Origin of the sequence: Enterococcus sp. DIV2385, assembly GCF_051711925.1 — a bacterium.
Taxonomy (GTDB): domain Bacteria; phylum Bacillota; class Bacilli; order Lactobacillales; family Enterococcaceae; genus Enterococcus; species Enterococcus faecalis.
This window is the reverse complement of record NZ_JBIONV010000002.1, coordinates 46,950-68,346: the sequence shown is the minus strand read 5'-3', so window position 1 is coordinate 68,346 and position 21,397 is coordinate 46,950. Positions and strand designations below refer to the sequence as shown.

Annotated in this window: 26 protein-coding genes; 15 read left to right on the top strand and 11 right to left on the bottom strand. The window is 31.9% G+C overall.

Annotated elements, in window-relative coordinates:
* Positions 1-496: 496 nt before the first annotated feature.
* The 7 genes from IGM04_RS13850 to mazE all read right to left on the bottom strand — a co-directional run bounded on the left by IGM04_RS13850 (position 497) and on the right by mazE (position 7,781).
* Complete coding sequence (locus tag IGM04_RS13850; RefSeq protein ID WP_086318231.1) at positions 497-1,129, bottom strand: YfbR-like 5'-deoxynucleotidase; 633 nt, start codon at positions 1,127-1,129, stop codon at positions 497-499.
* 150 nt (positions 1,130-1,279) lie between these two features.
* A complete protein-coding gene (locus IGM04_RS13845) occupies positions 1,280-3,943 on the bottom strand; it encodes an HAD-IC family P-type ATPase (protein WP_086318232.1) in 2,664 nt (887 codons plus the stop codon).
* Between the two features lie 359 nt (positions 3,944-4,302).
* Positions 4,303-5,100 (bottom strand): GH25 family lysozyme, encoded by a 798-nt coding sequence (locus IGM04_RS13840; protein ID WP_016627046.1) that lies wholly within the window; start codon positions 5,098-5,100, stop codon positions 4,303-4,305.
* Between the two features lie 209 nt (positions 5,101-5,309).
* A complete protein-coding gene (gene fic / locus IGM04_RS13835) occupies positions 5,310-5,912 on the bottom strand; it encodes a protein adenylyltransferase Fic (protein ID WP_086318233.1) in 603 nt (200 codons plus the stop codon).
* A gap of 247 nt (positions 5,913-6,159) precedes the next feature.
* Positions 6,160-7,098 carry a hypothetical protein gene (locus IGM04_RS13830; protein WP_086318234.1) on the bottom strand — a complete coding sequence of 313 codons (939 nt, stop codon included), beginning with the start codon at positions 7,096-7,098 and terminating at the stop codon, positions 6,160-6,162.
* A gap of 111 nt (positions 7,099-7,209) precedes the next feature.
* A complete protein-coding gene (locus IGM04_RS13825; protein ID WP_001278770.1) occupies positions 7,210-7,551 on the bottom strand; it encodes a type II toxin-antitoxin system PemK/MazF family toxin in 342 nt (113 codons plus the stop codon).
* A complete protein-coding gene (mazE, locus tag IGM04_RS13820; protein WP_000958277.1) occupies positions 7,551-7,781 on the bottom strand; it encodes a type II toxin-antitoxin system PemI/MazE family antitoxin in 231 nt (76 codons plus the stop codon). Before mazE ends, IGM04_RS13825 begins: the two co-directional genes overlap by 1 nt.
* Before the next feature lie 203 nt (positions 7,782-7,984).
* On the opposite strand from mazE, the gene IGM04_RS13815 reads away from it, so the two are divergent.
* The 5 genes from IGM04_RS13815 (at position 7,985) to IGM04_RS13795 (ending at position 9,990) form a co-directional block, all read left to right on the top strand.
* The gene (locus tag IGM04_RS13815; protein WP_179189170.1) at positions 7,985-8,605 is read left to right on the top strand and encodes a recombinase family protein; all 621 of its coding nucleotides are present in this window, start codon (positions 7,985-7,987) and stop codon (positions 8,603-8,605) included.
* A complete protein-coding gene (locus IGM04_RS13810) occupies positions 8,595-8,909 on the top strand; it encodes a hypothetical protein (protein WP_016616017.1) in 315 nt (104 codons plus the stop codon). The genes IGM04_RS13815 and IGM04_RS13810 overlap by 11 nt, the downstream gene beginning before the upstream one ends.
* Positions 8,903-9,127: a hypothetical protein gene (locus IGM04_RS13805; RefSeq protein ID WP_086318235.1), complete on the top strand. Its 225-nt coding sequence runs from the start codon at positions 8,903-8,905 to the stop codon at positions 9,125-9,127. Before IGM04_RS13810 ends, IGM04_RS13805 begins: the two co-directional genes overlap by 7 nt.
* Before the next feature lie 61 nt (positions 9,128-9,188).
* Positions 9,189-9,398, top strand: a complete 210-nt coding sequence (locus tag IGM04_RS13800) for a hypothetical protein (protein WP_002363054.1) — start codon at positions 9,189-9,191, stop codon at positions 9,396-9,398.
* Between the two features lie 340 nt (positions 9,399-9,738).
* Positions 9,739-9,990, top strand: coding sequence for a hypothetical protein (locus tag IGM04_RS13795; RefSeq protein WP_086318236.1), 252 nt, complete (start codon positions 9,739-9,741; stop codon positions 9,988-9,990).
* A gap of 53 nt (positions 9,991-10,043) precedes the next feature.
* On the opposite strand, the gene IGM04_RS13790 is transcribed toward IGM04_RS13795, so the two are convergent.
* Positions 10,044-10,481 (bottom strand): hypothetical protein, encoded by a 438-nt coding sequence (locus IGM04_RS13790; RefSeq protein ID WP_086318237.1) that lies wholly within the window; start codon positions 10,479-10,481, stop codon positions 10,044-10,046.
* A 91-nt stretch (positions 10,482-10,572) separates the two neighbouring features.
* On the opposite strand from IGM04_RS13790, the gene IGM04_RS13785 reads away from it, so the two are divergent.
* The 6 genes from IGM04_RS13785 (at position 10,573) to IGM04_RS13760 (ending at position 13,652) form a co-directional block, all read left to right on the top strand.
* Positions 10,573-10,824, top strand: coding sequence for a hypothetical protein (locus tag IGM04_RS13785; protein ID WP_086318238.1), 252 nt, complete (start codon positions 10,573-10,575; stop codon positions 10,822-10,824).
* A 115-nt stretch (positions 10,825-10,939) separates the two neighbouring features.
* Entirely contained in the window at positions 10,940-12,256 is a 1,317-nt protein-coding gene (locus IGM04_RS13780; protein ID WP_086318239.1) for a Y-family DNA polymerase, read from the top strand.
* Between the two features lie 3 nt (positions 12,257-12,259).
* A complete protein-coding gene (locus IGM04_RS13775; RefSeq protein WP_086318240.1) occupies positions 12,260-12,766 on the top strand; it encodes a hypothetical protein in 507 nt (168 codons plus the stop codon).
* On the top strand, positions 12,741-12,941 hold the full coding sequence (locus IGM04_RS13770) for an excinuclease ABC subunit C (protein WP_240466857.1): 201 nt from the start codon (positions 12,741-12,743) through the stop codon (positions 12,939-12,941). The genes IGM04_RS13775 and IGM04_RS13770 overlap by 26 nt, the downstream gene beginning before the upstream one ends.
* Positions 12,942-13,019: 78 nt before the next feature.
* Positions 13,020-13,103 carry a type I toxin-antitoxin system Fst family toxin gene (locus IGM04_RS13765; protein ID WP_115256601.1) on the top strand — a complete coding sequence of 28 codons (84 nt, stop codon included), beginning with the start codon at positions 13,020-13,022 and terminating at the stop codon, positions 13,101-13,103.
* Between the two features lie 249 nt (positions 13,104-13,352).
* Positions 13,353-13,652 carry a type III secretion system protein PrgN gene (locus IGM04_RS13760; RefSeq protein ID WP_086318242.1) on the top strand — a complete coding sequence of 100 codons (300 nt, stop codon included), beginning with the start codon at positions 13,353-13,355 and terminating at the stop codon, positions 13,650-13,652.
* A gap of 618 nt (positions 13,653-14,270) precedes the next feature.
* Here the strand turns inward: IGM04_RS13760 and IGM04_RS13755 are convergent.
* Positions 14,271-14,813 carry a hypothetical protein gene (locus tag IGM04_RS13755; protein WP_086318243.1) on the bottom strand — a complete coding sequence of 181 codons (543 nt, stop codon included), beginning with the start codon at positions 14,811-14,813 and terminating at the stop codon, positions 14,271-14,273.
* 9 nt (positions 14,814-14,822) lie between these two features.
* Positions 14,823-15,674, bottom strand: a complete 852-nt coding sequence (locus tag IGM04_RS13750; protein WP_086318244.1) for a ParA family protein — start codon at positions 15,672-15,674, stop codon at positions 14,823-14,825.
* 660 nt (positions 15,675-16,334) lie between these two features.
* Between IGM04_RS13750 and IGM04_RS13745 the strand changes: the two genes are divergently transcribed.
* Positions 16,335-17,357, top strand: a complete 1,023-nt coding sequence (locus IGM04_RS13745; protein WP_438757049.1) for a replication initiator protein A — start codon at positions 16,335-16,337, stop codon at positions 17,355-17,357.
* Between the two features lie 28 nt (positions 17,358-17,385).
* Here the strand turns inward: IGM04_RS13745 and IGM04_RS13740 are convergent, their stop codons facing one another.
* Entirely contained in the window at positions 17,386-18,333 is a 948-nt protein-coding gene (locus IGM04_RS13740; protein WP_086318245.1) for a helix-turn-helix domain-containing protein, read from the bottom strand.
* Positions 18,334-19,329: 996 nt separating this feature from the next.
* On the opposite strand from IGM04_RS13740, the gene IGM04_RS13735 reads away from it, so the two are divergent.
* The 3 genes from IGM04_RS13735 (at position 19,330) to IGM04_RS13725 (ending at position 21,354) form a co-directional block, all read left to right on the top strand.
* Positions 19,330-19,596, top strand: a complete 267-nt coding sequence (locus IGM04_RS13735) for a hypothetical protein (RefSeq protein ID WP_086318246.1) — start codon at positions 19,330-19,332, stop codon at positions 19,594-19,596.
* A gap of 409 nt (positions 19,597-20,005) precedes the next feature.
* A complete protein-coding gene (locus IGM04_RS13730) occupies positions 20,006-20,254 on the top strand; it encodes a hypothetical protein (RefSeq protein WP_010815338.1) in 249 nt (82 codons plus the stop codon).
* 89 nt (positions 20,255-20,343) lie between these two features.
* On the top strand, positions 20,344-21,354 hold the full coding sequence (locus IGM04_RS13725; RefSeq protein WP_086318247.1) for a hypothetical protein: 1,011 nt from the start codon (positions 20,344-20,346) through the stop codon (positions 21,352-21,354).
* The last annotated feature ends 43 nt before the right edge of the window (positions 21,355-21,397 follow it).

Here is a 21,397-nt window from a genome sequence, read left to right as displayed (position 1 = left end):
GCTATATGTTTATACAAATAGATAAAAAGCAATAAACAATTATTTTATAGTGATAAGTTAGAAAGAACCAATTAAGGTATCCCTTGTTGGTTCTTTTATCTAGCTATATTAGTAATGATTGAAATTATAAGAGGCTAACAGAGTTAGACAGCAAATTTTTTTGAAATGATTAGTATTCTTAATGCAAAAACAAACTACGTACGTGGAGGGTCAATAATTCTCTAGTTAACATAAGATGTATTATTCAAAGTGGGATAATAAGGTTGAAAGTTAAGATTAACCGAAACTTTTATGTTTAAAAGGAGTATTTCGTTCGTATTTTTTGTTATTACTGGTATTTCAAAGAGTAAATAACTTGTATTATTCGTGTTGGAACTTTTCTTATTCAAGATATTTAAATTTGTTCTTTTCGATTTTAACCATTTTTATATGAAAAAATAAGTATGAAAAGGATTTTTTCTATTCTAAAAAGTAGATTTTTAGAATTATTGGATATTCAATCATTAAGGATAGTTTCTATTTCTTTTTGGAACGAAAGTTTTCCATAAAAGTCATCTTGTATTAGTTCTGGAAAAATATTTTTAAAAAAATATTGGACACTACTTAGCTCTCTGTATTGTTTTACTGTTATTACTGCATCGAAAAACATATCCTTAAATACATTATCTGGATTTGATTTAGAAATTTCCTCGTATGATTCATACATTAAATCTATTTTGTCTGAAACAGATAAAATTTGACCTTCCAAAGTATCATCTTTTCCTTCTGAAAGTCTTCTTTGATAAATTGTTTGAAACTCATTAGGGATTTCTTGATTTATAAAAGCTTCTGTCATGCTTTCTTCAACAGAAGCTAACATGCTGCGTAATTCTTTATTAGCATATTTCACTGGTGTTTTTATATCACCAATAAATCTTTCCGTATAATCATGATTTAGACTTTTTTCATATAGAGTTTGCCAATTAATTTTATTACCGGATACCTCTTCTATATCAGCTAAAGTTTGAGCAATCATTGCTACTCTAAATGAATGGGCAGCTACTGTGTGTTCAGTATATTTAAAAAAACCTGGAGCTCTCCTTATTTTTTCTAAATTGGCTAATCCTGTTAAAAATGCATTTAATCCCATTACTAAATCATCTCCTGAAATGTATATTCACTTTTACGCCTATTATAGCACAAGAGAACATACAGTTATTATCCACCAACTGCTTTTACACTAAAAAATTCGACTAGATTTTTCTAGTCGAATTTTTATTTTTTGTCTGTTATATTGCTATTACGTTTGTTTATTTGTTTTTAGCCTAAGTAACTTGTCAATTTCTGTGATAATAAGAATGACAATACCCGATGCAATCGAAATACCCCAGGGAATTATTGACATCCCAGAAGTGTAAAACAAAGATTGCATAAATGGGACATAGGTCAAAATTAGCTGAAGAACAATCATAATCAAAATTATTACAAAGGCTTTTGGATTACTAAAGAAACTTTTTGATATTACCGGTTGACTAGTACGAATATTGAATAAGTAGAATATCTTACTCAATACCACAACATTAATCATCATAGTACTAGCAACTGCTTGGCTAACACCTTCTGCCAATAACCATTCATATGAAATAATACTTATCAGAGCCATCAAAACCGATACGTAAGCCATTTGCCATATATCATGATTATTTAACAAACGATTCCCATTTTTACGTGGTTTTCTATGCATAATCCCCTTTTCAGCAGGCTCAAAAATAAAAGCAAACTGAATTGTAATTGCTGATACCATATTAATCCATAATAATTGTGTTGGTTGTAATGGCATTTCTTTTTGCGTCAAAATTGTAAAAGCAATGATTAAACCTTCAGCGAAAGATGTTGGCAGAAGGAATAATATGCTCTTCTTGATATTATCGTAAATTCTTCTACCTTCTCTGATGGCTACAGACATTGTTCCAAAATTATCATCTGTTAGAATCATATCCGCAGAATCTTTTGCAACATCAGTTCCGTTCATTCCCATGGCTACACCAATATCTGCTTTCTTTAGAGCGGGAGCATCATTGACACCATCACCCGTCATTGCAGTTACTTTTCCACTTTCTTGTAAAGCTTCCACAATATCCATTTTATTTTTTGGTGTGGTTCTTGCAAATACTTGATTATACAACACTGCATTCTTAAACTCATCGTGTGACATACTGTCAAGTTCTGCACCAGTGACCACGTTTATCTTAGGAGCTAAACAAAGTTTTTCACCTATTGCTTTGGCTGTTAAAGGATGGTCACCCGTTATCATCTTGACATGCACACCCGCACGATTCATTTCTTTTAAGGCATGAATAACTTCTTCTCTTGGAGGGTCAATGATTCCTGCAATTCCCAGTAAATCTATACCCTGACTAAGTAATTCATGTGTCACTTCCTCAATATCTGAAGAGACTTTTTTGAATCCAACAGCAACAACTCTTTTTCCTTCCTCAGAAAGTTCTGTTACTTGTTGAAACCAATATTTCTCGTCAAATGAAGAATCAAAAGATTGTGCCATTGGAAAAAGTTTATCGGGAGAACCTTTTATAAAAATAATCCGTTCTTTGTGACTATTTTCAACAAGCTTTGCCATGTATCGATAGTCTGAGTCAAATGGTAACATGTCTATTTCTTCATAGTCTGGTTTCTCAGGATAAGAATATTGCTTATAAAACAACGTTAAGAAAGAACCATCTGTAGGCTCTCCATTAATTGTCCAACGGTCCTCTTCTTTCACCAGCACCGTATCATTAGCTTCAAACCCAGCTTCTAAAAACAATTCAAGTTGGTTATCGACTACAACTGGAGAATCATTATGAAGAATCTCTCCTTTGGGTTTGTATCCATCTCCTGTAACTTGAAGATATTTTTTGTAAAAAATAATATCTTTAACAGTCATTTCATTTTTAGTTAAAGTTCCTGTTTTATCTGTAGCTACAACATCTACAGAGCCTAATGTTTCTACAGCAGGCAAGGTCTTAACTATTGTATTCTTGTTCTTAGCCATATCACTCACACCCATTGCTAGAACAACGGAAGTTGTGGCTGGTAATCCCTCAGGGATAGACCCCACAATCATTGTAACTACGGCAAGAGATAGCACTGACAAAGAATAAGTCTCTAAAATCAAACTAAAAACAAACAAAGCTATTGCTACCGCCATGATGACATAAGTAATTCCTTTACCTAAGCCATCTATCTCTTTCATGAGTGGAGTTTTTCTAGTTTCCGTATTATTAACATCAGTTGATATTTTTCCTATTTCAGTCTTTTCACCAATTGAAGTTACAACTCCTATGCCACTACCAGAAGTAACAGAAGTTGAAGCAAAAGCTAAATTAACTCTTTCAGCAAGTGGTATGTCTGTCGTTTCTAAAGATTCTTCAGTCTTCTCTACAGAATCAGGTTCACCAGTCAGAGCAGATTCTTGGATCCTCAAATTATCGGCTTCAACGATTCTCAAATCCGCTGGAACATTATCACCAGCTTCTAAAAAGACAACATCACCAACAACCACTTCTTCGGAAAGAATATCTTTTCTGATCCCGTCTCTATACACAGTTGCCTCAGAAGATAGCATTTCTTGGATTCGCTCTAAAGCGTCTGAGGCACTTGCCTCTTGATAATAGCCAATCAGTGCATTGACAATAACCACTAATGCAATAATAAGGGCATCTGAGATATGTCCCATTATCAATGTAAGCAATGCCGAAAACAATAAAATATAGATTATCATGTTATTAAATTGTCTAAGAAGTAGTTTCCATTTTGGTATCTTCTTTGACTCTAATTTATTTAATCCGTACATTAACAAACTTTCTTTAACTTGTTTATCTGTTAAACCGTTTTCTAAATCTGATATATTGTATTTTCTTAATACTTCATTAATATTTAATTGGTATATATTTTTTTCTTCCATAAATTATTTTAAACCCCTATCTTAATATAGTTAAACACAAAAAAGCCCATCTATTACTATCCTGGTAATGAAAAGTAATTTTTGATGCACTACTGTATTCTTATTCAATTAAGAAATAGGATAAACATACTAAAGTTCTCTGCTCACCTTCTATCGAATCACTTGTCAATTAAACCACCTCCTTTAATATAAATATAAGAATACAGAATCATGAATAACTTTGCAAGCTTTTACTTGAAACTAACAAACAAAAACCTGCGTTGAATAATTTACATTTAAATATATAACATAATAACTAATGTTTATTCAGTGGTCGATTAGACAGAAAAAAAAGCGATTCTAAAAAGAATCGCTCTTTTTTAGTTAGTAGTAAAGCGTCCTAGGTAATCTACGTTGAAGTCAAAGTTAGATCCAGGAATGAAATCAAAAGAACCTTGACTACTCCATTGCCAAGCAGCTGTATCTGTGTGCAATAAATTATTAGCACTTGGGTTCGCCGGCCATTCTGCTACCCAACTATTTTCTTTACCTAAAACGTCATATTCCATCCAATTATTATTGAACCAACTAGCGCTAGAATAATGGACAACATTTTTGAAGCCACGTTTTGCTAATTGATCTCTAAAGTAGACAGAAACTTTTGTGGCGTCTGCGTTAATCATTGGTGTTGTTTCTGCATCATTAACCATGACACTATTTTGGGATAGCCCTAATTCTTCTGCGTAATCCGCATAGTAATTGGCTTGATCAATTGCTTCTTGTTGATTTTCAAACCAAGAAAAATGATATGTTGAAACAGTTAGACCTGCTTTTTTGGCATTGGTAATTTGACTAGGGGCTAACGGGTTTTTGTAGGTTGTTCCTTCAGTTAATTTGACTACTACGCCTTTAATTCCCATGTTTTTCATCTTTTGAAATTGTTCTACAGAAATCTCTCCATTATGAGAGGAAATATCGATAAAATCCACTCTAGGAGGTGTTTCACTGAGGCTGCGTTTACTTCTTAGTAAGGAATAATTGACAGGGTCATTTTGAGCAAAACTTCCTAATTCATAGTTACTCGTCACAATATTTTTTGCTTCTGCTGGAACACTTGTTATAAGACCTCCAAAAGTTAAGCCTATTCCTAAAACAAATAATTTAGCTGAAATTTTCATTTAACCATTCCCTTCTTCTTCTGTTGTATGGTACATTAACAGGATAGATCATTAATGAAAAATAATAAATGTTTTTTATTATTACATATAAAAGGTTAAGTTAAACGGTTTTAACAATGAACGCTTGTAAGACATATAAACTACTAATCTCATTGGTAAGTGCTGCATGCGTAACAACTTGAATTTTTCTTTAAATTGAAGCCTTTAATTTATAAGTCCTCAACATTGTATTCGGTGTACCCTTCATAATAATAGCTAATATCAATACCCTTCATGAAGATTTCTCTATCATTAATTTTATCAGTTAAAGCATTTGAGATTAAATATTTAATTTCCAAATCTTTGACTGGACTTCTTTCCATTGCAGATAAATAATCTTCTTTATCAATTAAGTTCCAATCTACAACCTGCTTTAATTCTTTTTTCGAAATTAAGTCTAACCATATTCTCGTTGCTCTACCATTGCCCTCACGAAAAGGATGTGCAATGTTCATTTCAACATATTTGGCTACAATTTCATCTAAATTTCTTTGGGGCATTTTATCTATATGTTCTAAAGCGATTTCTAGGTACATTACTGGTGCAAAGCGAAAATTTCCTTTAGAAATATTTTGACTTCTAACTTTACCTGCAAATTCATAAATATCTTCAAACAAATAATTATGAATATATGATAGCCCCTTGAATGTTCCAATTTCTACTCTGTCAATATCTCCAGAGTCATATAATTGTTTTGCCTTTTCTTTACTGACACGTTCCTCAACTCTGTTTAACTCAAGTTGGTTAATAATACCTAATTTGTTTTCTAACAACTGAATTCACCGCCTATTAATTATTAATCCTTTTTTTTCAATAACTTTTTCAACTTTCATGCTAAGTTTTTCAATGTATTTTAGCACGAAATCCACATAACAATCAAAAATATAAAGACACTTGCTATTCCCATTTTTTCATATGGTAAAAATAAACTCAATGCCATTTTTGAGATATGCTGCATCGTCATGATAGATTATTGATGATGTATAATAAACACTTTTTTTCTACATATAAGATATTAATTTATATAGTTTTAACGATGAATGCTTGTAAAATATCTAATTTACTAGTTTCGTTAGTAAGTGCTGCATTCCTAACAACTTGTATTATTCTTTTAGATGAAATTTTTAATAATCCTATTTCTTTAGGAAGCTGTTTAAGTGCAATGAGTGAGATATCTTCAGGAACAACGACCCAGCTATAATTAGTTTTAGTATTTAAAATTATATTGTTAAGTTTGTTATCCGAAAAAACTATTTCGATGCTATGTGTATTTAATTCTTGTGTGTATTTACTAGACACGTTTTCTAGCAATAAAAAATCTAAAGTAACAGATCTCATCAATAACGAAGAATAAAAGGAAAAATTGGGAATTAGCTTATAAACTGATTTTCCTTTGTGATATGAATTCTTAGCAATTTGTAACCACGAACTTTCTGACAATGCAAACGAAAAATCAGATATAGTAAATATTTGTTCGTCACTACTATCAATTTTAGAGTATCTATTCTTTTTAACGATTCCTCCACCCTCTTTAGCTTGAATCGTTTTAATAGTTGACCAAGTGTTTACTAAATCAGATCGCTTAATATCTTTTACTAAAACTTGTTGCATTAATTCATCTTTTATTTGGCTGTTTCCTTGGCTAATTTTTTCTACTAATTCAAAGTTATCTGGACTGACTTCTACGTCCTCTATGTTAGGAACACTAACTCCCCTATTTCTTGCTCGTTGTTGGTAGTCAAAGTATATTTTTCCTGCTTTTTTTCTTTTCCATATTAGAGATTCAGTTACTCCTGTTACATATGCTAAATGTTTAATCCACTGTGTAAAAGAACTATACTCATTACGCCATAATTTACTATATTCTACTTCTCTTATTAGCTCGTATAGACGCACCCATGAATGAGTATCCTTAGACAATATTTCTTCAATTTCATGTTCTATTTTTCTTAGGTTCAATTTATCCTCCTTTCTGTCTATTTACTATAATACGTTATAGTAAATAGACGTTATAAAAAGAAAGAATTCATGAACATTAAATATTATATGTATTCTTTCTTCCTATTATAATTAAAAAATGTATTCAATGATTTGATCTATTTTAGCCATATCCTTTAATGGTAAATGTTCTATTTGGCTTAACTTTCTTTCTGTAAAATCTAAAGATTTTAATTGGGAAATAACGACTTGTCCATGAGTTTCCATTTCATCAGGTAATGTATAACGAGTGGGCATATTTTTAATTGTAGAAGTTATGGGACAAATTACTGCAAACATTGTCTTTCTATTAAACTCATATCTAGAAACTACTAGACCTGGACGTCTTTTCTGTATTTCTTTTCCAGCTGAAGGATCGAAATCTATCCATACAATATCGCCCTTTTTAGGAATATATTTCTTTTCGTCACTCATTAAAATAATTCTCTCCCTCCAGGTTCAATGTCATACCATTCATCTTTTTCGTAGTACTCCCCTTCTGATCCACCACTAAATGGATCTTGTAATTTAGGGACTAACGTAATTGTCCCATCATCAGAATACATCACTATATATTCTTGGTCTGCTTTTGGTTTCTGTCCGTTATTAGATGGTAATGTCAATACTACAGAACTTCCTTGTTTTCTAGATTTTGTGGTTAACATACAATCACCTCTTGTCTTTCATTATACTAAATAATTAATTAGTTTTAAATGATTATATACTACATTTAATTAACTTAGTGTAATTTAGTTAGGTAATCGAGATTAGATGTTTTAGAATTAATTCGTCGGGTTCAGATACTTAAAAGTTTTTGACCTCTTTGTTTTTTCGTGCTATACTTGGAATTATAAAGTGTCAAAAACTTATGTTCAGAAAAGGTGATGAAATTTTGGCCATTTATGGTTATTCAAGAGTGAGTACTAGTAATCAAGATTACAAAACCCAGATTCAAAAACTAGAAAAAGCCGGAGCAGAAAAAATATTCAGTGAAAAATATACGGGAACAAAAAAAGAAGGAAGAAAAGAATTAGAAGAGCTGCTTTCGATTGTAAAAATTGGCGATAAAGTTTTAGTGACGAAAATTGATCGGCTGGCCAGAAGTATTGTTGATTTAAATTCGATTATCTCTTCTTTAAATAATTCAGGAGTGACTATCACCTTCTTAGATAATGCTCTAACCTTTGAACCAAATAAAAGTGATTCTATGCAAACATTAATGATGAACATGTTAGGGAGCTTTGCGCAATTTGAAAGAGATTTAATCGTGACACGAACCCAAGAAGGAAAACAGTGGCATAGAGCAAATAATAAAAACTATCGAGAAGGACGTCCGAAAAGAGTTCTGAATGATAAATATAAACATGCACTCGAGTTAATGGAAACAAACAGTATGCGGGAAGTAGAAAAGAAAACAGGAATTTCGTTATCTACACTCAAACGAATCAAGAAACAAGCAAAGGAAGAACAGTTACTTAGTGAGAAATAATTCAGGAGTGGTTAACATAGAGAATAGAGAAAAGATTATTCAGTTGTTGAAAAATTCTTTAGTAACAGGTTATGGGATAGAGATAATGTCAAATGGGCGCCTCTATTCAGCAAACTTCCAAAGATATAAGAATCGAGTAAAGAAAGAAGAGAACCCGTTGATTATTTTTGAGAGCATGACAGAAAAAGTTGAGCAGGTATTTTTAGAATTAGCTGAAGAAGTCATACGAACGAACCCTAAAACAAAACAAGAATTCAAGGAAATGATTAAAGAATATAGTTATAAGGAGGATAACAAATGGTAGTTCGAAAAATATATGATCATTGGGGGATCGAAATCAGCACATGGAACAAAAGTAATATAGTTACTTTTATTGATTGTGACTGCGGTCAATTAGCTAAAAGAGAACTAGGAAAGTATAATCAGTTTAAATGTGATAGATGCAATAAAGATTACAAATTGTATCAAGGCAACTATATCGCAATTGATGAAAAAATAAATGAAGTAGCTCAAAACGATTGAAAAAGTAAAAAAGATTGTTTGATTGTGTACTTTCAATAATTTAAAAAAGGTGGAGAGTTTAATGAATTTTGGGTATTTGAATTTTGGAACAAAAGACGCCGTTTTAGTGATCGCAATATTTATTATCTTAATTTTAACGGTACTGTTTCGTTGGTCAGCTTTAGAATTTGTCTTTTCTTCAGGTGCAGTAGGAATTGCTTTTTTTGCTGGAAATATGAAACAAGACAAAAGGATATCAGACAGGCAAAACAAAAAGATAGATAAGAGGTAAATGAAATAATAGCGAAAACGATGCACGACTCCAATAGGGATTTTAACTATTTCTTGAAGGTGTACCAGATAAAGAAGTTGAAGAAAGAAAGGTATTAACAGACGAGACGGACTCTTAAAAGGTATCGTCAGCATTACGGAGTTACTGCAGAAAAGAGAAAGAAGGAAAAATAAAGTAGAGAAAAATTCTACTCCATAAAAAATACTTGTTTGATTCTGTATTACGTTAACCGACAAATTGTTATAATTTGATTAAAATATTAAATATGATATAATTTTTTATAATTTAGTCTGAATTACAATTAGTTGATTAGCATTATTTCTACAGAGGAGATGATAAAATGAGTATATTTACTAATTTTTCTGATTTTTTAGAAGAAAGAAGAAAAAAGAAACATGATAAAATAAGAAAAAAAGCTGAAGCTATGAAGCGTCAAGGTAAAAGCCCAGTAAAGAAGGGCTGGGGAACAATGGTCGATACTGGATCAGGTGGAATAAACAAAAACCCAATTGATAGAGTTTACGATATAGGACAACAACAGAAAAATTTATCTTCTAAAAGTGATGAAAAAAATAAATTTTCAGAAGACTAAAAAATAAAGAAAAGAAGTTAAAAATCTTCTTTTCTTTATTTTTTGGACTTAAATTAATTTTCTTGCTTGACTAATAAGTCTGTAGCTTTTAAAGATGATGGAATAGGATAAGGTCCTCCTTGAAGATAGAGAGTTCCTGCGTAGGTTCTCCAATTTCCTGGAGCATAGCCTGTAGAAATTAGTGTCAAATATCCGTGGTATCGACGCTTAACTGCTGTATTTTCGACTGAAACATAAATTGTTGCAGGCGGGTATCCAACGTACGAACGGTAAGTTGTGTAATACCAAGTGCTAGGAGCATATGCTGCACTTTGTTGGACAGCGTCGGTAGTAGATAAGCTAGACGATAATTGTTCATTTAAAACATCGGGTGCATAAGATTCTTGTGCTGGAGTAACATTTGACTCTTGTGATTCTGCATTTGTCTGTTGGGAAAATCCGAATAGAATGATACTAGCAAGAAATAAAAATAAAACACTTTTAAATTTCATAATTAACTCCCCTTTTTATAATTAAATGTTAATTAATATTTAATTATAAGTCAAGAATTTATAAAATTAAAATAATAAAGGAGGTTTAAACATGAAAAAAAATATTCTAGAAGAATATAGAGCTACTAAAAACAAAGGAGAAGATTTTTTACATTGGTTATTAATTAGGAAAGTGAATACCTTTGGAAAAGTAGTTATCGCGATTATATTATGGCTTTTGTGGTTAAAATACGCATTCAATCTAGTATTTATGGTGAACTTTCTAAAAATAACAGTATTAATTACAATTATTTACTGGCTGACTGATATCTACTTGCGCGTTAAAAACAAACTAAAAAAATAATGACTGTAGATTTCTGAGCTACTTTAAATTCAAGATAATTCGGAAAACTGAAATTTTGCTGTTGCAAAACAGAACGTTAGTTCGTATAATGTAACTCGAAAGGACGGTTTTTTGCATGAAATTTGATTATTCCAAAGAACCCCGGAGAGATGTTTTATGTATCGATGTAAAATCCTTTTACGCGAGCGTAGAATGTGTAGAACGTGGCTTAGATCCCCTCAAGACAATGCTTATAGTAATGAGTGGTGCGGATAATGCAGGCGGATTAGTGCTTGCTGCTTCGCCAATGGCAAAAAAAGTCCTGGGAATTTCTAATGTGACTCGTAAAGATGAAGTGCCTGATCACCCAGAATTGCTTATTGTTCCACCAAGAATGAATTTATATATGAAGAGAAATAGTGAAATTAATAATCTGCTCAAACGGTTTGTGGCAGATGAAGACCATTCTGTTTTTAGTGTGGATGAAAGCTTCATTGATATAACTGCTTCGTTGAGATATTTTAATTGTGATACGGCCTATCGATTGGCCAGAATTATTCAGCGTGTCATTTATAATCATATGGGATTATACGTTACAATTGGCATTGGTGATAATCCATTATTGGCCAAACTAGCTTTAGATAATGAAGCAAAAAATACACCAGGTTTTGTTGCAGAATGGAGATATGAAGATGTACAAGAAAAAGTTTGGGCTATCTCCCCTATCACTGAATTTTGCGGGATTGGCAAGCGTATGGCAGCTCGTTTAAAGATGTCAGGAATTGAGTCGATTTATGATTTAGCACATGCAGATCCCTATCTATTAAAACACCGCTTTGGTGTCATGGGATTACAACTGTTCGCACATGCTTGGGGCATTGATCGTAGTTTTTTAGGAGAAAAAAGGCAGGTGGCCAAAGAAAAATCATTCGGTAATAGTCAAGTATTACCTAGAGACTATGCTCGAAAGGATCAAATTGAATTAGTGCTGAAGGAACTTTCAGACCAGGTAGCAACCAGGTTAAGAAATTCAAACTGTCAAACTGAATGTGTGTCAATTTTTGTTGGTTATTCTAAAGGACAAGTTGATGGACTGGGCAGGTCTGGTTGGCGAAAACAGCTTAAAATCGCTCGTAGCAACAACACAAAAGTGTTAACCGAGCATGTTTTGAAACTTTTTCGAGAAAACTATGTTCATGGTATGGATATTCGAAATTTAGGAGTCTCCTTTGGAAAGCTGGTTTGGGATACTACACTTCAAATAGATCTCTTCTCCCCTCCTGAAGAACAAATAATAAACAATCAGTTAGACTTTCTAATTGATAAAATCCGTCAGAAATTTGGTTTTAAAGCATTGATTCATGCGTCCTCACTTCTTGAAGGGGCGACAGCTGTGAATCGTTCGGGCTTAGTTGGTGGTCATGCAGGTGGCAACGTCGGTCTTGGAGGTTAACAAATGAAGAAAACTAAAAAGGAATTTACACCTTATAACGATTATGTAGACCGCTCTTTTAATTTGAAGTGGCCAACTGCTTTCCCTTTAGGAGAGTTGCAAGCAGCAATCAAAGAAACTAATGAATTCAATGCACGAGAGATTGAAAGGCTTCCACAACAATCTCAAGTACAAATAGAATACTTATTAGATCGCTCAATTAAACAAAATAAAGTGCTAGAAATTCAATTAAATTCGTTAGACGAATATGGTCGTGTAAAACCTCATGTTTTCGGAGTTTTTCGTGGCATGGCTGAATTTGATGTTGTTTTAATTGGAGATTTTCAAATTGATTTTTATGACATACGCTATATTAAAACTCATAACTTTTTGAAGTGGTCTGCAGTAGATACATTGGAAAATCCTTTTGCGGACGTCGTACTTCCAGAATTATCAGATGAAGAACAAGAATCAATCGATGCTTTTATGAAAGATTATTACGATGATGGAGAATTTTATGAAGAAATTTAACTACCAGGGTGCAGTGATTAAAGACAACAATAAAATAAGTAGCGTTGCATACGTACAGTGTGCGTGTGGGTGTCTTGCGAGCAGAGTGTCAAGTGATTCAGTTAAGTACAAATGCTCGTTATGTAAACGAGTATACGTACTAAAAAGAGAGCTAAAAGTTGAAGTAAAACACTGAAGGTTTACTACTGTATAGGTATATTCGAATTTATGTTATAATTATTGTGCAACTTGCCTCCGATTGGGGGTGCTGTTTATGTACGAACTTATGTCTTTGGTTATTGCCCCACTTTTTGTGGGTCTAGTAATCTTACTAGTTGACCATTGGTTAGATGATTAGCAGATAACCATGCAAGTTGTCCTAGCCCACACGTCTATCCGCAAGACGAAAAAAATAGCCCAAACCTGTGACGAGGTTTGGGCTATTGTGCTGTTCATATCGAACTTATGTCTTCCGCATTATTAGTATAACACATTATTAAAGAAGGTCAACAAAAAAGAAGCAGCTACGCCCTTCCCTTATTGCATGTTTTTTAGTACAATATTACTGCAAACGCATTAATAATCTAAGAAAGGAAACTTACCCACCATGTCTAGAAAAACCTTTGTGTATCCGCACCCTATCAACACATACATTATCAAGCAACTAGGGATTACTGTTGAAGAATTTTGTGAATTACACGCTTTCTCTCAAGGAACTGTTTCTTCTTGGATTACTCGCAACAAAAAAATTGAAACACTTCCTATCTCATTTATTTATTCTCTTTCTCTGTCTGCCAGCAAAACTATGGATCAGGTTTATTCAGACCTTTTAAAACTGCAAGACGATTATTTGCTGCACCTGGAACGTTACAGACGTACTAAAAAAATTATTGATGATGAAGTTTAGTGTAACACGGGTTAACAATATTTCTATTTTTTTGTTCAATCAAAACCAAGTAACAGCAATTCTTATTTTTAGATTATTACACCTTAGGATTATCTGTACAAACCTATCTATAAATAACAAGTCGGTGAAAAATGCCTAGCTATTTATCCATTTCAACTTCTACATTTTGTTTCTTTCTATTACTTATATATCAATATTTATTATGTATTACTTACCACTTTTAATACATTTAGTTACTACCTTAAATCGTTTTATCTAGTACTTTTTCCCTATACTTATAACGTAAATAACGTTTTTATTTAGCTACTACCTATCAATATTTAGTTACTACTTTAATAGAATTTATCTACCACCTTGAATTGTTTTAATTAGTTACTACTTTAATAGAATTTATCTACCACCTTCTATTAAAATTCATTACTTATACATCAGTATTTAATATATATTACTTCTTATTACCTGCCACTTTTATTGTATTTAATTACCACCTTAAATATATTTAAACATACGTAAGAAAGTGTGAAATTCAAAACTTATACTTTTCCTTATAGACTTAAAAAAAATCATTAAGTAATAAAAAAATACCTACCACTTTAAATAAATATGGTAGGTATTTTTTTATTTTCTTATTTTATCGTTGATTCCCCATTGTTTCTTTATATCAGTAAAAGTTTCTTGCTTTATTTCTTCAGACGAACGTATCACATTATTGTCTATATCTACATCAGGAATAATAGGATGGGCTTCTCTAAACAAATCTAGTTCAAGGGCAACAGAATTAAGTAAATCATTTTTATCTTCTTGAGAAAGATTTAATCGAATATATTCATTTAAAGCTTTTCGCAATAATTCGTCTTTTTTCATATTTGTTTCATACTTTTCAACCATGATGCTTGCTGTAGCATTAGTAAGGGCAGATAATTTAACGGATTGCATTGCAGCGTAAACTTTATCAAATTTTGTTATTGGGGCACCTTTTCTTTTCTTTCGAATAGGTACTTCATGAGTTACAGAGCTTGTTTTCTGGCTTCTGAAGGTACTATGAGTCTTAGGAATATTACTTATAGTTGTTTCTTTTGACTTCTCCTTTGATCGCTGCTTTATTTTATCTAGTCCTTTATTACTACTACCAAAGATACCTAAGTTTTTAATCTCAGCCATTCTTTAAACCTACCCTTCATACCAATGTTCATGTTCTTCTAATTCGTCCAAAATGTTGATAAATAATTCATGGCATTTCTTATCCCATTGCTTTAATTTTCCTTTTTTAGTTAATTCAGTAGTGATACCTGATCCATCATATCTTTTAAGTCGTGCATTTTTTAACACAACGTTTTTAATTAAGTGCTCTCCATAGATTTCCTGTGCTTGTTGATACATTTCTTTATCTACGGAATCACCGCTTTCTAACATAAATGGAACAACACCAGCAACTTTTAAATTTGTATCAAATTCATTAGTAAAGAAGTCCATATATTCCAAATACTGCATAGCATTACGCATAGATTTGACTTGAGTTTGTAACACAACAATAGCCCAATCAGCTATATACATAGCAGATTTACTATAAATAGAAATTGATGGAGGTACATCCAAATAAATGACATCAAAATCATTAAATAGAGGGGATAATTTTTCTTCCATGTATTTAAACTTATCAATTGAATTAGGAAATCTATCTTTAATCCAATCATCGTATAATTCAAACGACATATCCGCAGGTAATATATACAGATTTTCAATAATCTTATAAATAGCGTCATGTGGATCAACATTTGAAATAAGTACGTCAGTAATTGTATTTGTATATTCGATTAATTCGCCTTCCCCCCCGCCCTCATCTTTAGAAAAATTCATATGCGTTAAGTTCATAACATCAGAAGTATTTCCTTGCATATCTAAATCAATGATTAATGTTTTTAATTCCTTGAATTTTGCTGACTCAAATCCAAACATTTGAGCACAAGTACTTTTACCGACGCCACCTTTAAAGTTACCAATTACATATTTTTTTGCTACCATACATGCAACTTCCTCTCTAAGTACAATTTTACAAATATTATAACATACCACCTAAAATATAACTAGTTTAAATACCACCAAAAATATTTAAGGTAGTAATTAATTTCAATTAAATAATAATTACTGTGGTACTCAATTTATTTTAAGGTGGTAATTAATTATTTTACCTTTATATTTAAAGTGGTAGATAATTTGTTTTATTCTACAATAAGGTGGTAACTAATTATAATTGCTGTAGTAGGTAATACACATATTTTTATATTTAAAGGGGTAATTAAATAAATTAAAAGTGGTAACTAATTCATTTAATAACTTCCGTTATTACCAATAATTATACATTCACATACAAAAATAAGTGGTAATTAAATAAATTAAAAGTGGTAACTAATCATTCATTAAAAGTAGTAGGTAATTCACTTTATAGTAGAAGACAATTATACATTCAGGTAGTAACTAAATAAATTATTTTTATATTAATGGTGGTATGCAAATACTTATTTCATAAAATTGAGGTGGTAACTAAATAGTTTCTTTTTATAATTAAAGTGGTAACTAATTGAAATAGCTATAATTATTGCTTGCCAACGCCTTTTGTCTTTGATATTTTTAAATTGCTTACTATGTGATTAAAGTATATCTAATAAAGGAGTATCTAAAATAATGACGAATATTAAAGAACGGGGGTATAGTTATCAAAACAGCTACTCAGAGCTATTTTGGAAATTCCCACAGTTTCTGTTGAAAAATGAAAAATACAAATCTATGAAAGATAGTTCTAAGATTGCTTATATGCTTTTTAAAGACAAAATTTCTCTTGCTCTTACAAATAACTGGATTGACGAAAATGGAATGATTTATTTGATTTTTCAACAAAAGGATCTCATGGAAATGCTGAATTGCTATCAAGGAAAAGTTAAATCTACCCTAGACGAACTAGAAAAGTATGGCTTATTGGAAGTTGTCAGAGGAGGTTTTGATGCGAAAGCTGGAAAAAACATAGCAAACAAATATTATCTCTTACAGCCAGAGTTAAAAAAAGAAGATTTATACCTGTCAGCAAACACAAATACTGAACCCCTTGATAGTAATGGATATGCTGAAATCGCACGTCGTGAAAAAAACTCTGAACCCCTTGATAGTAGTGGATATGCTGAAATCGCACGTCGTGAAAAAAACTCTGAACCCCTTGATAGTAGTGGATATGCTGAAATCGCACAAGTAAAAGATAATATCTATATAAATAATTTTTTAGATACAATAGACACAAGAGATACGAAAAAAGAACGATTGCAACAACAATTATTGCTCGATCAATTTTCAGAAGTTCAAGAGAACACTTTCCTAAACAAAGATAGCTTAAAATTTATTGCTGCCTTTGCAAACACTATTCAAGAAGCCCATGAACAAGTAGGAACAATTATACGTGCAAAAACCAAAGTAGAAAAAGAATACAACATTGTTTTGATTGGAGAGGATTATCAAGAAGAAATTGACAAATGTTTGCGTCGTGTGATGCACAAAATCAAAACAGATTCTACTGTGAAAAGTCCAAAAGGTCTATTTTACATGTCTTTTTACAACTTATTTGTTGAATGTGCATTAGAGAAAAAAAGTCAGTTGAGCAAAAAAAGTAATTCCGACACACCAGGAGTAATGACTCATAATTGGGTGGAAAATCAATAAAACACCTTGTGTAGCAAGGTGTTTTACTTTAAATATTACGTTCTACAGTTTTGGGATAGTCTCCTGATGTTTTTTTATCTTCACTTCCTTCTGTGAGCATTTTTACTTCGCGACTCATTTGTTCTGCTAAATCCTTGTGACCATAGATGTTGATTGCATTGATTAATTCATCTATTTTAGCTAGTTTTTTTGGTGTTTGTTTTTTAATATAGTCTAAAAGTAGTTCTAAATAAGTTAATTGTAAATTAATAAGATATTGATTTTTTGGAATATTTTGTTTCCGAGCTTGTTTCAAATAAGCCTGAGCTTTTTCATATTTCTCTTCGTAAATTAATCTTGAAATGAAGTTAGGGTATGCTAGAAAAGCAACGTATAGAGTTTTTTTATCACGTGCTAAACTATGTTTTAAAGGAAATACATGTTGAAATATATTTTCCGTTTTGGATAATTCTGAAACTGGCAATTCAAATACAATATTGGAAAATACTCGGTAATCATAATAGGTGTAAAACTCTTGTGTTTCAAATTTTTTAGTAAACAATTTGTAAAAGTACTTATAATCTTCGTAAGTGAGAGGTGAAATTTCGTCATAAATATCACAAAAATAAATTTTGATATCTATGTACAAGCTAAATTCAGCTGTACTTTTATTTTCTTTATTGTCAAGAATAGAGTAGTATTCAATTATTTTCCGTTTATTGAAAATAAATTCTGGATCATCAAACGCATTACTAAGTAAACGCTCAACTTCCAAAATAAAGTTGTTTTGACCTTCTTGTAACTCCATAAATTTTAAAAATTCAGTTGGCGTTACTTCTAATTTTTCCAAGTAAGTTAACCATTCATTGAATCGAATGTTTCCTGTTGCTTCAATTTTGGCATATCTTGTTGGGCTTTCTCCCAATTCTTGTTGTGTTACTTTCCGGTTCTGTCTAAAGGCTTTTATTGCAGCAATTAATGCAGTGTTTTTCTCCAATACAATCACTCCCATGTTTTATACAAGTAAATAATATTACTGAATTTCATTTATTATTTTTTTTACAATATTTCCCCCCTTTTCCTAAAGATAAATTCTTTTTATACCAAGGTCGGTTAGCTATTAAACAGATTAATATTACATAGATAATATAAAAAACCTTATTTGAACGGTTAATAGTTCTTTATTTGGTTGATTTGACGCTATTTCTGCTTGATTTCATTGTACTTGATTACCTATAATTAAAGCAAGCAACAGCTTAAAATAAAAAAAGGAGGGAAAAAGATGTTTGGTTTGTTCATTACATCTATTAAGCCTTATGTAAATATTATTGGTGGATAGAATTGATTGGAAAAATATTCAAAATTATATTTGTTATAATTTATAAATTACAAATAATAGCATATATGATTTTATGCTATGGTAGAGCCGTGAGAAATTCAGTGAAATAGCGTGGTTTCTGGCATTAAACCATGCAACATAAAAAGTGAAATTAAATGAGTTATAAAAAATATTATTAAAAAACCTTGTAATGAATTTAAGGGTGTGCTATGATTTTTTTGTAAAAAAGAAAAAAACAAATCATACATACTTAGAAAGTACATTACAGGCTTCTACGCTTGATCTAAGGTGAGAAGTTAGCAGATAAAAAAAAAAAGAACCTCTTCCATAGGGCTGGTAACCCTAGAGGGAAGTAAAACAATTCATATGCTTTAACCGGCATGAACTGTAAGGCTCTTTTTGTTGTAACTAATGTCACAACAAGTTGTATTATAGCAATTTTTTGCTAAAAAGAAAACGACTTTCGTTCGATTTTTAGTGATTCATATGGATTTCCTAAGATTAATTTTATAAATTTTTCAAAAAGAGATTCATAATTAGTTATAATAGGCTCAGGTGATATAGTGCTTCAAAGAGGATATTACGCAGTTCACGCGTAGTATCCTCTTTTTTTATCTGTTAACTTGTCAGAAATTTGAATGGAGGTGATGAAAGTTGCGAAAGAAATATTTAAAAACTTGCTCAAAAGATTTTATTTACAAAACTCATACGGTTAAAACGTTTGACAATGAGATTTATGTGAATGCCTGGAATGGTGATTTTATTTCAAGGAATGATCCAATGAAAACCGTAGCGGCTAAGGACTTATATTTCTTAGCAAAGAACTTAGAAAAAGACGGAATGATTGTTGCTTCACGCAAAAACGAGTTAGAGCCGCTTAGATTCTTAGAGAAGCCGGTTAAAATCAAACAACATGTTTAAAAATCTTTGTTACTAGGTTTCATTGATTAGTGAAACTTTCTTGTCTTGGAATTACTGCTCCTTGAAAAATAAATACACAAATGCAGAAATAAAAAGTAACTTGGTAACTGTCGCTGATTGCTCTCTGCACTAAAAAAGACAGTGGAGTAGCTTATGACAAGAGAGGCTATTCTAATTCTAGTAATCAAACCAGGTAAGCAGTAGTGGGGATTGATCGCTTGTTCCGGCAAGCCAGTTTCCTTTGCGGATGAAATAAACTGATACTTTTTTACTTATCGTGTCAAAAGTTTTGGCTTTAGGTTATGAACTAGAAGGAGGCTCCATTCCTGAAGTTGAGCGAGGTACGCTTTACCTGAAAGCGATATTCACTAATGAATGAAATTTAGTAACAAAAAAGGAGAAATTAATCATGGCATATATTACGAAACAAATGATTGTTGAACTAATTGACTACATGAAAGAGAACGGTAAAAAGAAATTATTGGTTGAGGATTACATTAAACAAACACAAAATGTGAAACATTGGACAACACAACGAAAAATAACATTGTATAAAGCGGTACATGAAACGAAAGCTTTATACAAAGATTATTGTCCCATCAAGAGGGAAGAGAAAGAAACACCTGAACTATATATGCGTGTCAGTTTAATCGGATAAAAAACATGTGACGAAAAGAACAAGCTATTGCTTGCGATAATAGATACATTTAGGTACGCTAAAATTACAAATCTTAGGAGGAAGAAGAAATGAGTGAAAAGCAAGGGTTTAAATTAAAGAAAAATCAAATTATTGGGGTATCAGTTGTAGCACTACTTTTAATTGGTGGTGGCTCTGTTTATGCAGTGAATAGCCAAAAGAAAGCACAAGCAGAAAAAATCGAGTTAGCAGAAAAGAAAGAAAAAGAGGACTACAAAAAATTATCGTTACAAGTCGACGACTCAGTGAAAAAAGCATATGACACGCGAAGTGCTAAAGACATTGAAATGGCTGAAACCATTATTAAAAAATTAAAAGAACAGGACCAAAAAGACCCAAAAGCGAAAATGACAAAACTTCATTCGTTTTTAGACTTGATTAAGAAAACAGATCAATTGTTAGCGACTGCTGAAAAATCTAAAAAAGATAGTGACATTAAAGCAGCTCAAAACAGCATTAACGAAGAAAAAGACGAATACTTGAAGAAAGATAAAGAAGCACACCAAAAACGCTTAGACAAGCTTAAACAAGGAATTAACGAGCAAAAAGACAAAGAAGCAAAAGAGAAATCTGAAAAAGAAAAAGCGCAAAAGGCTGAAGAACAAAAACAACAGGCTGCAGCTGGAAACAATAAAGAAAATGCAACTAATCCGGCACAAGAAAACAAAGCTCAAAATGAAGCAGCAAACGGAACACCAGCTAACAATACAACTGGCCAAACAGAACAACCACAAGCACCAGCGGTAGAACAGCCAGTAGAACAACCGCAAGCACCTGCTGATAATGGCGGAGGGTATACACCAGCACCACCTGCAGGAAATGGTGGTGGCGCTGTAACACCGGAACAACCAAGCCCAACACCTCCACCAAGTAATGAATACGATCCAATGACACCAGTTGGTTCGGGTGGATTATTTGGAAGTGCAGCTGAAGCGACAGCTGCTGGACAAGCAAAAGCTTTAGAACTTAAGAAGCAAGGAAAAGGTGATTTTAACGTAATTACTTGGGATGTAAAATATACCGATGGTAGATTAGCTGGTTGGACATATGAATTAGCATAAACTTAAAAAATATATGAAAAGTAACGATTGGAATTAATCAATC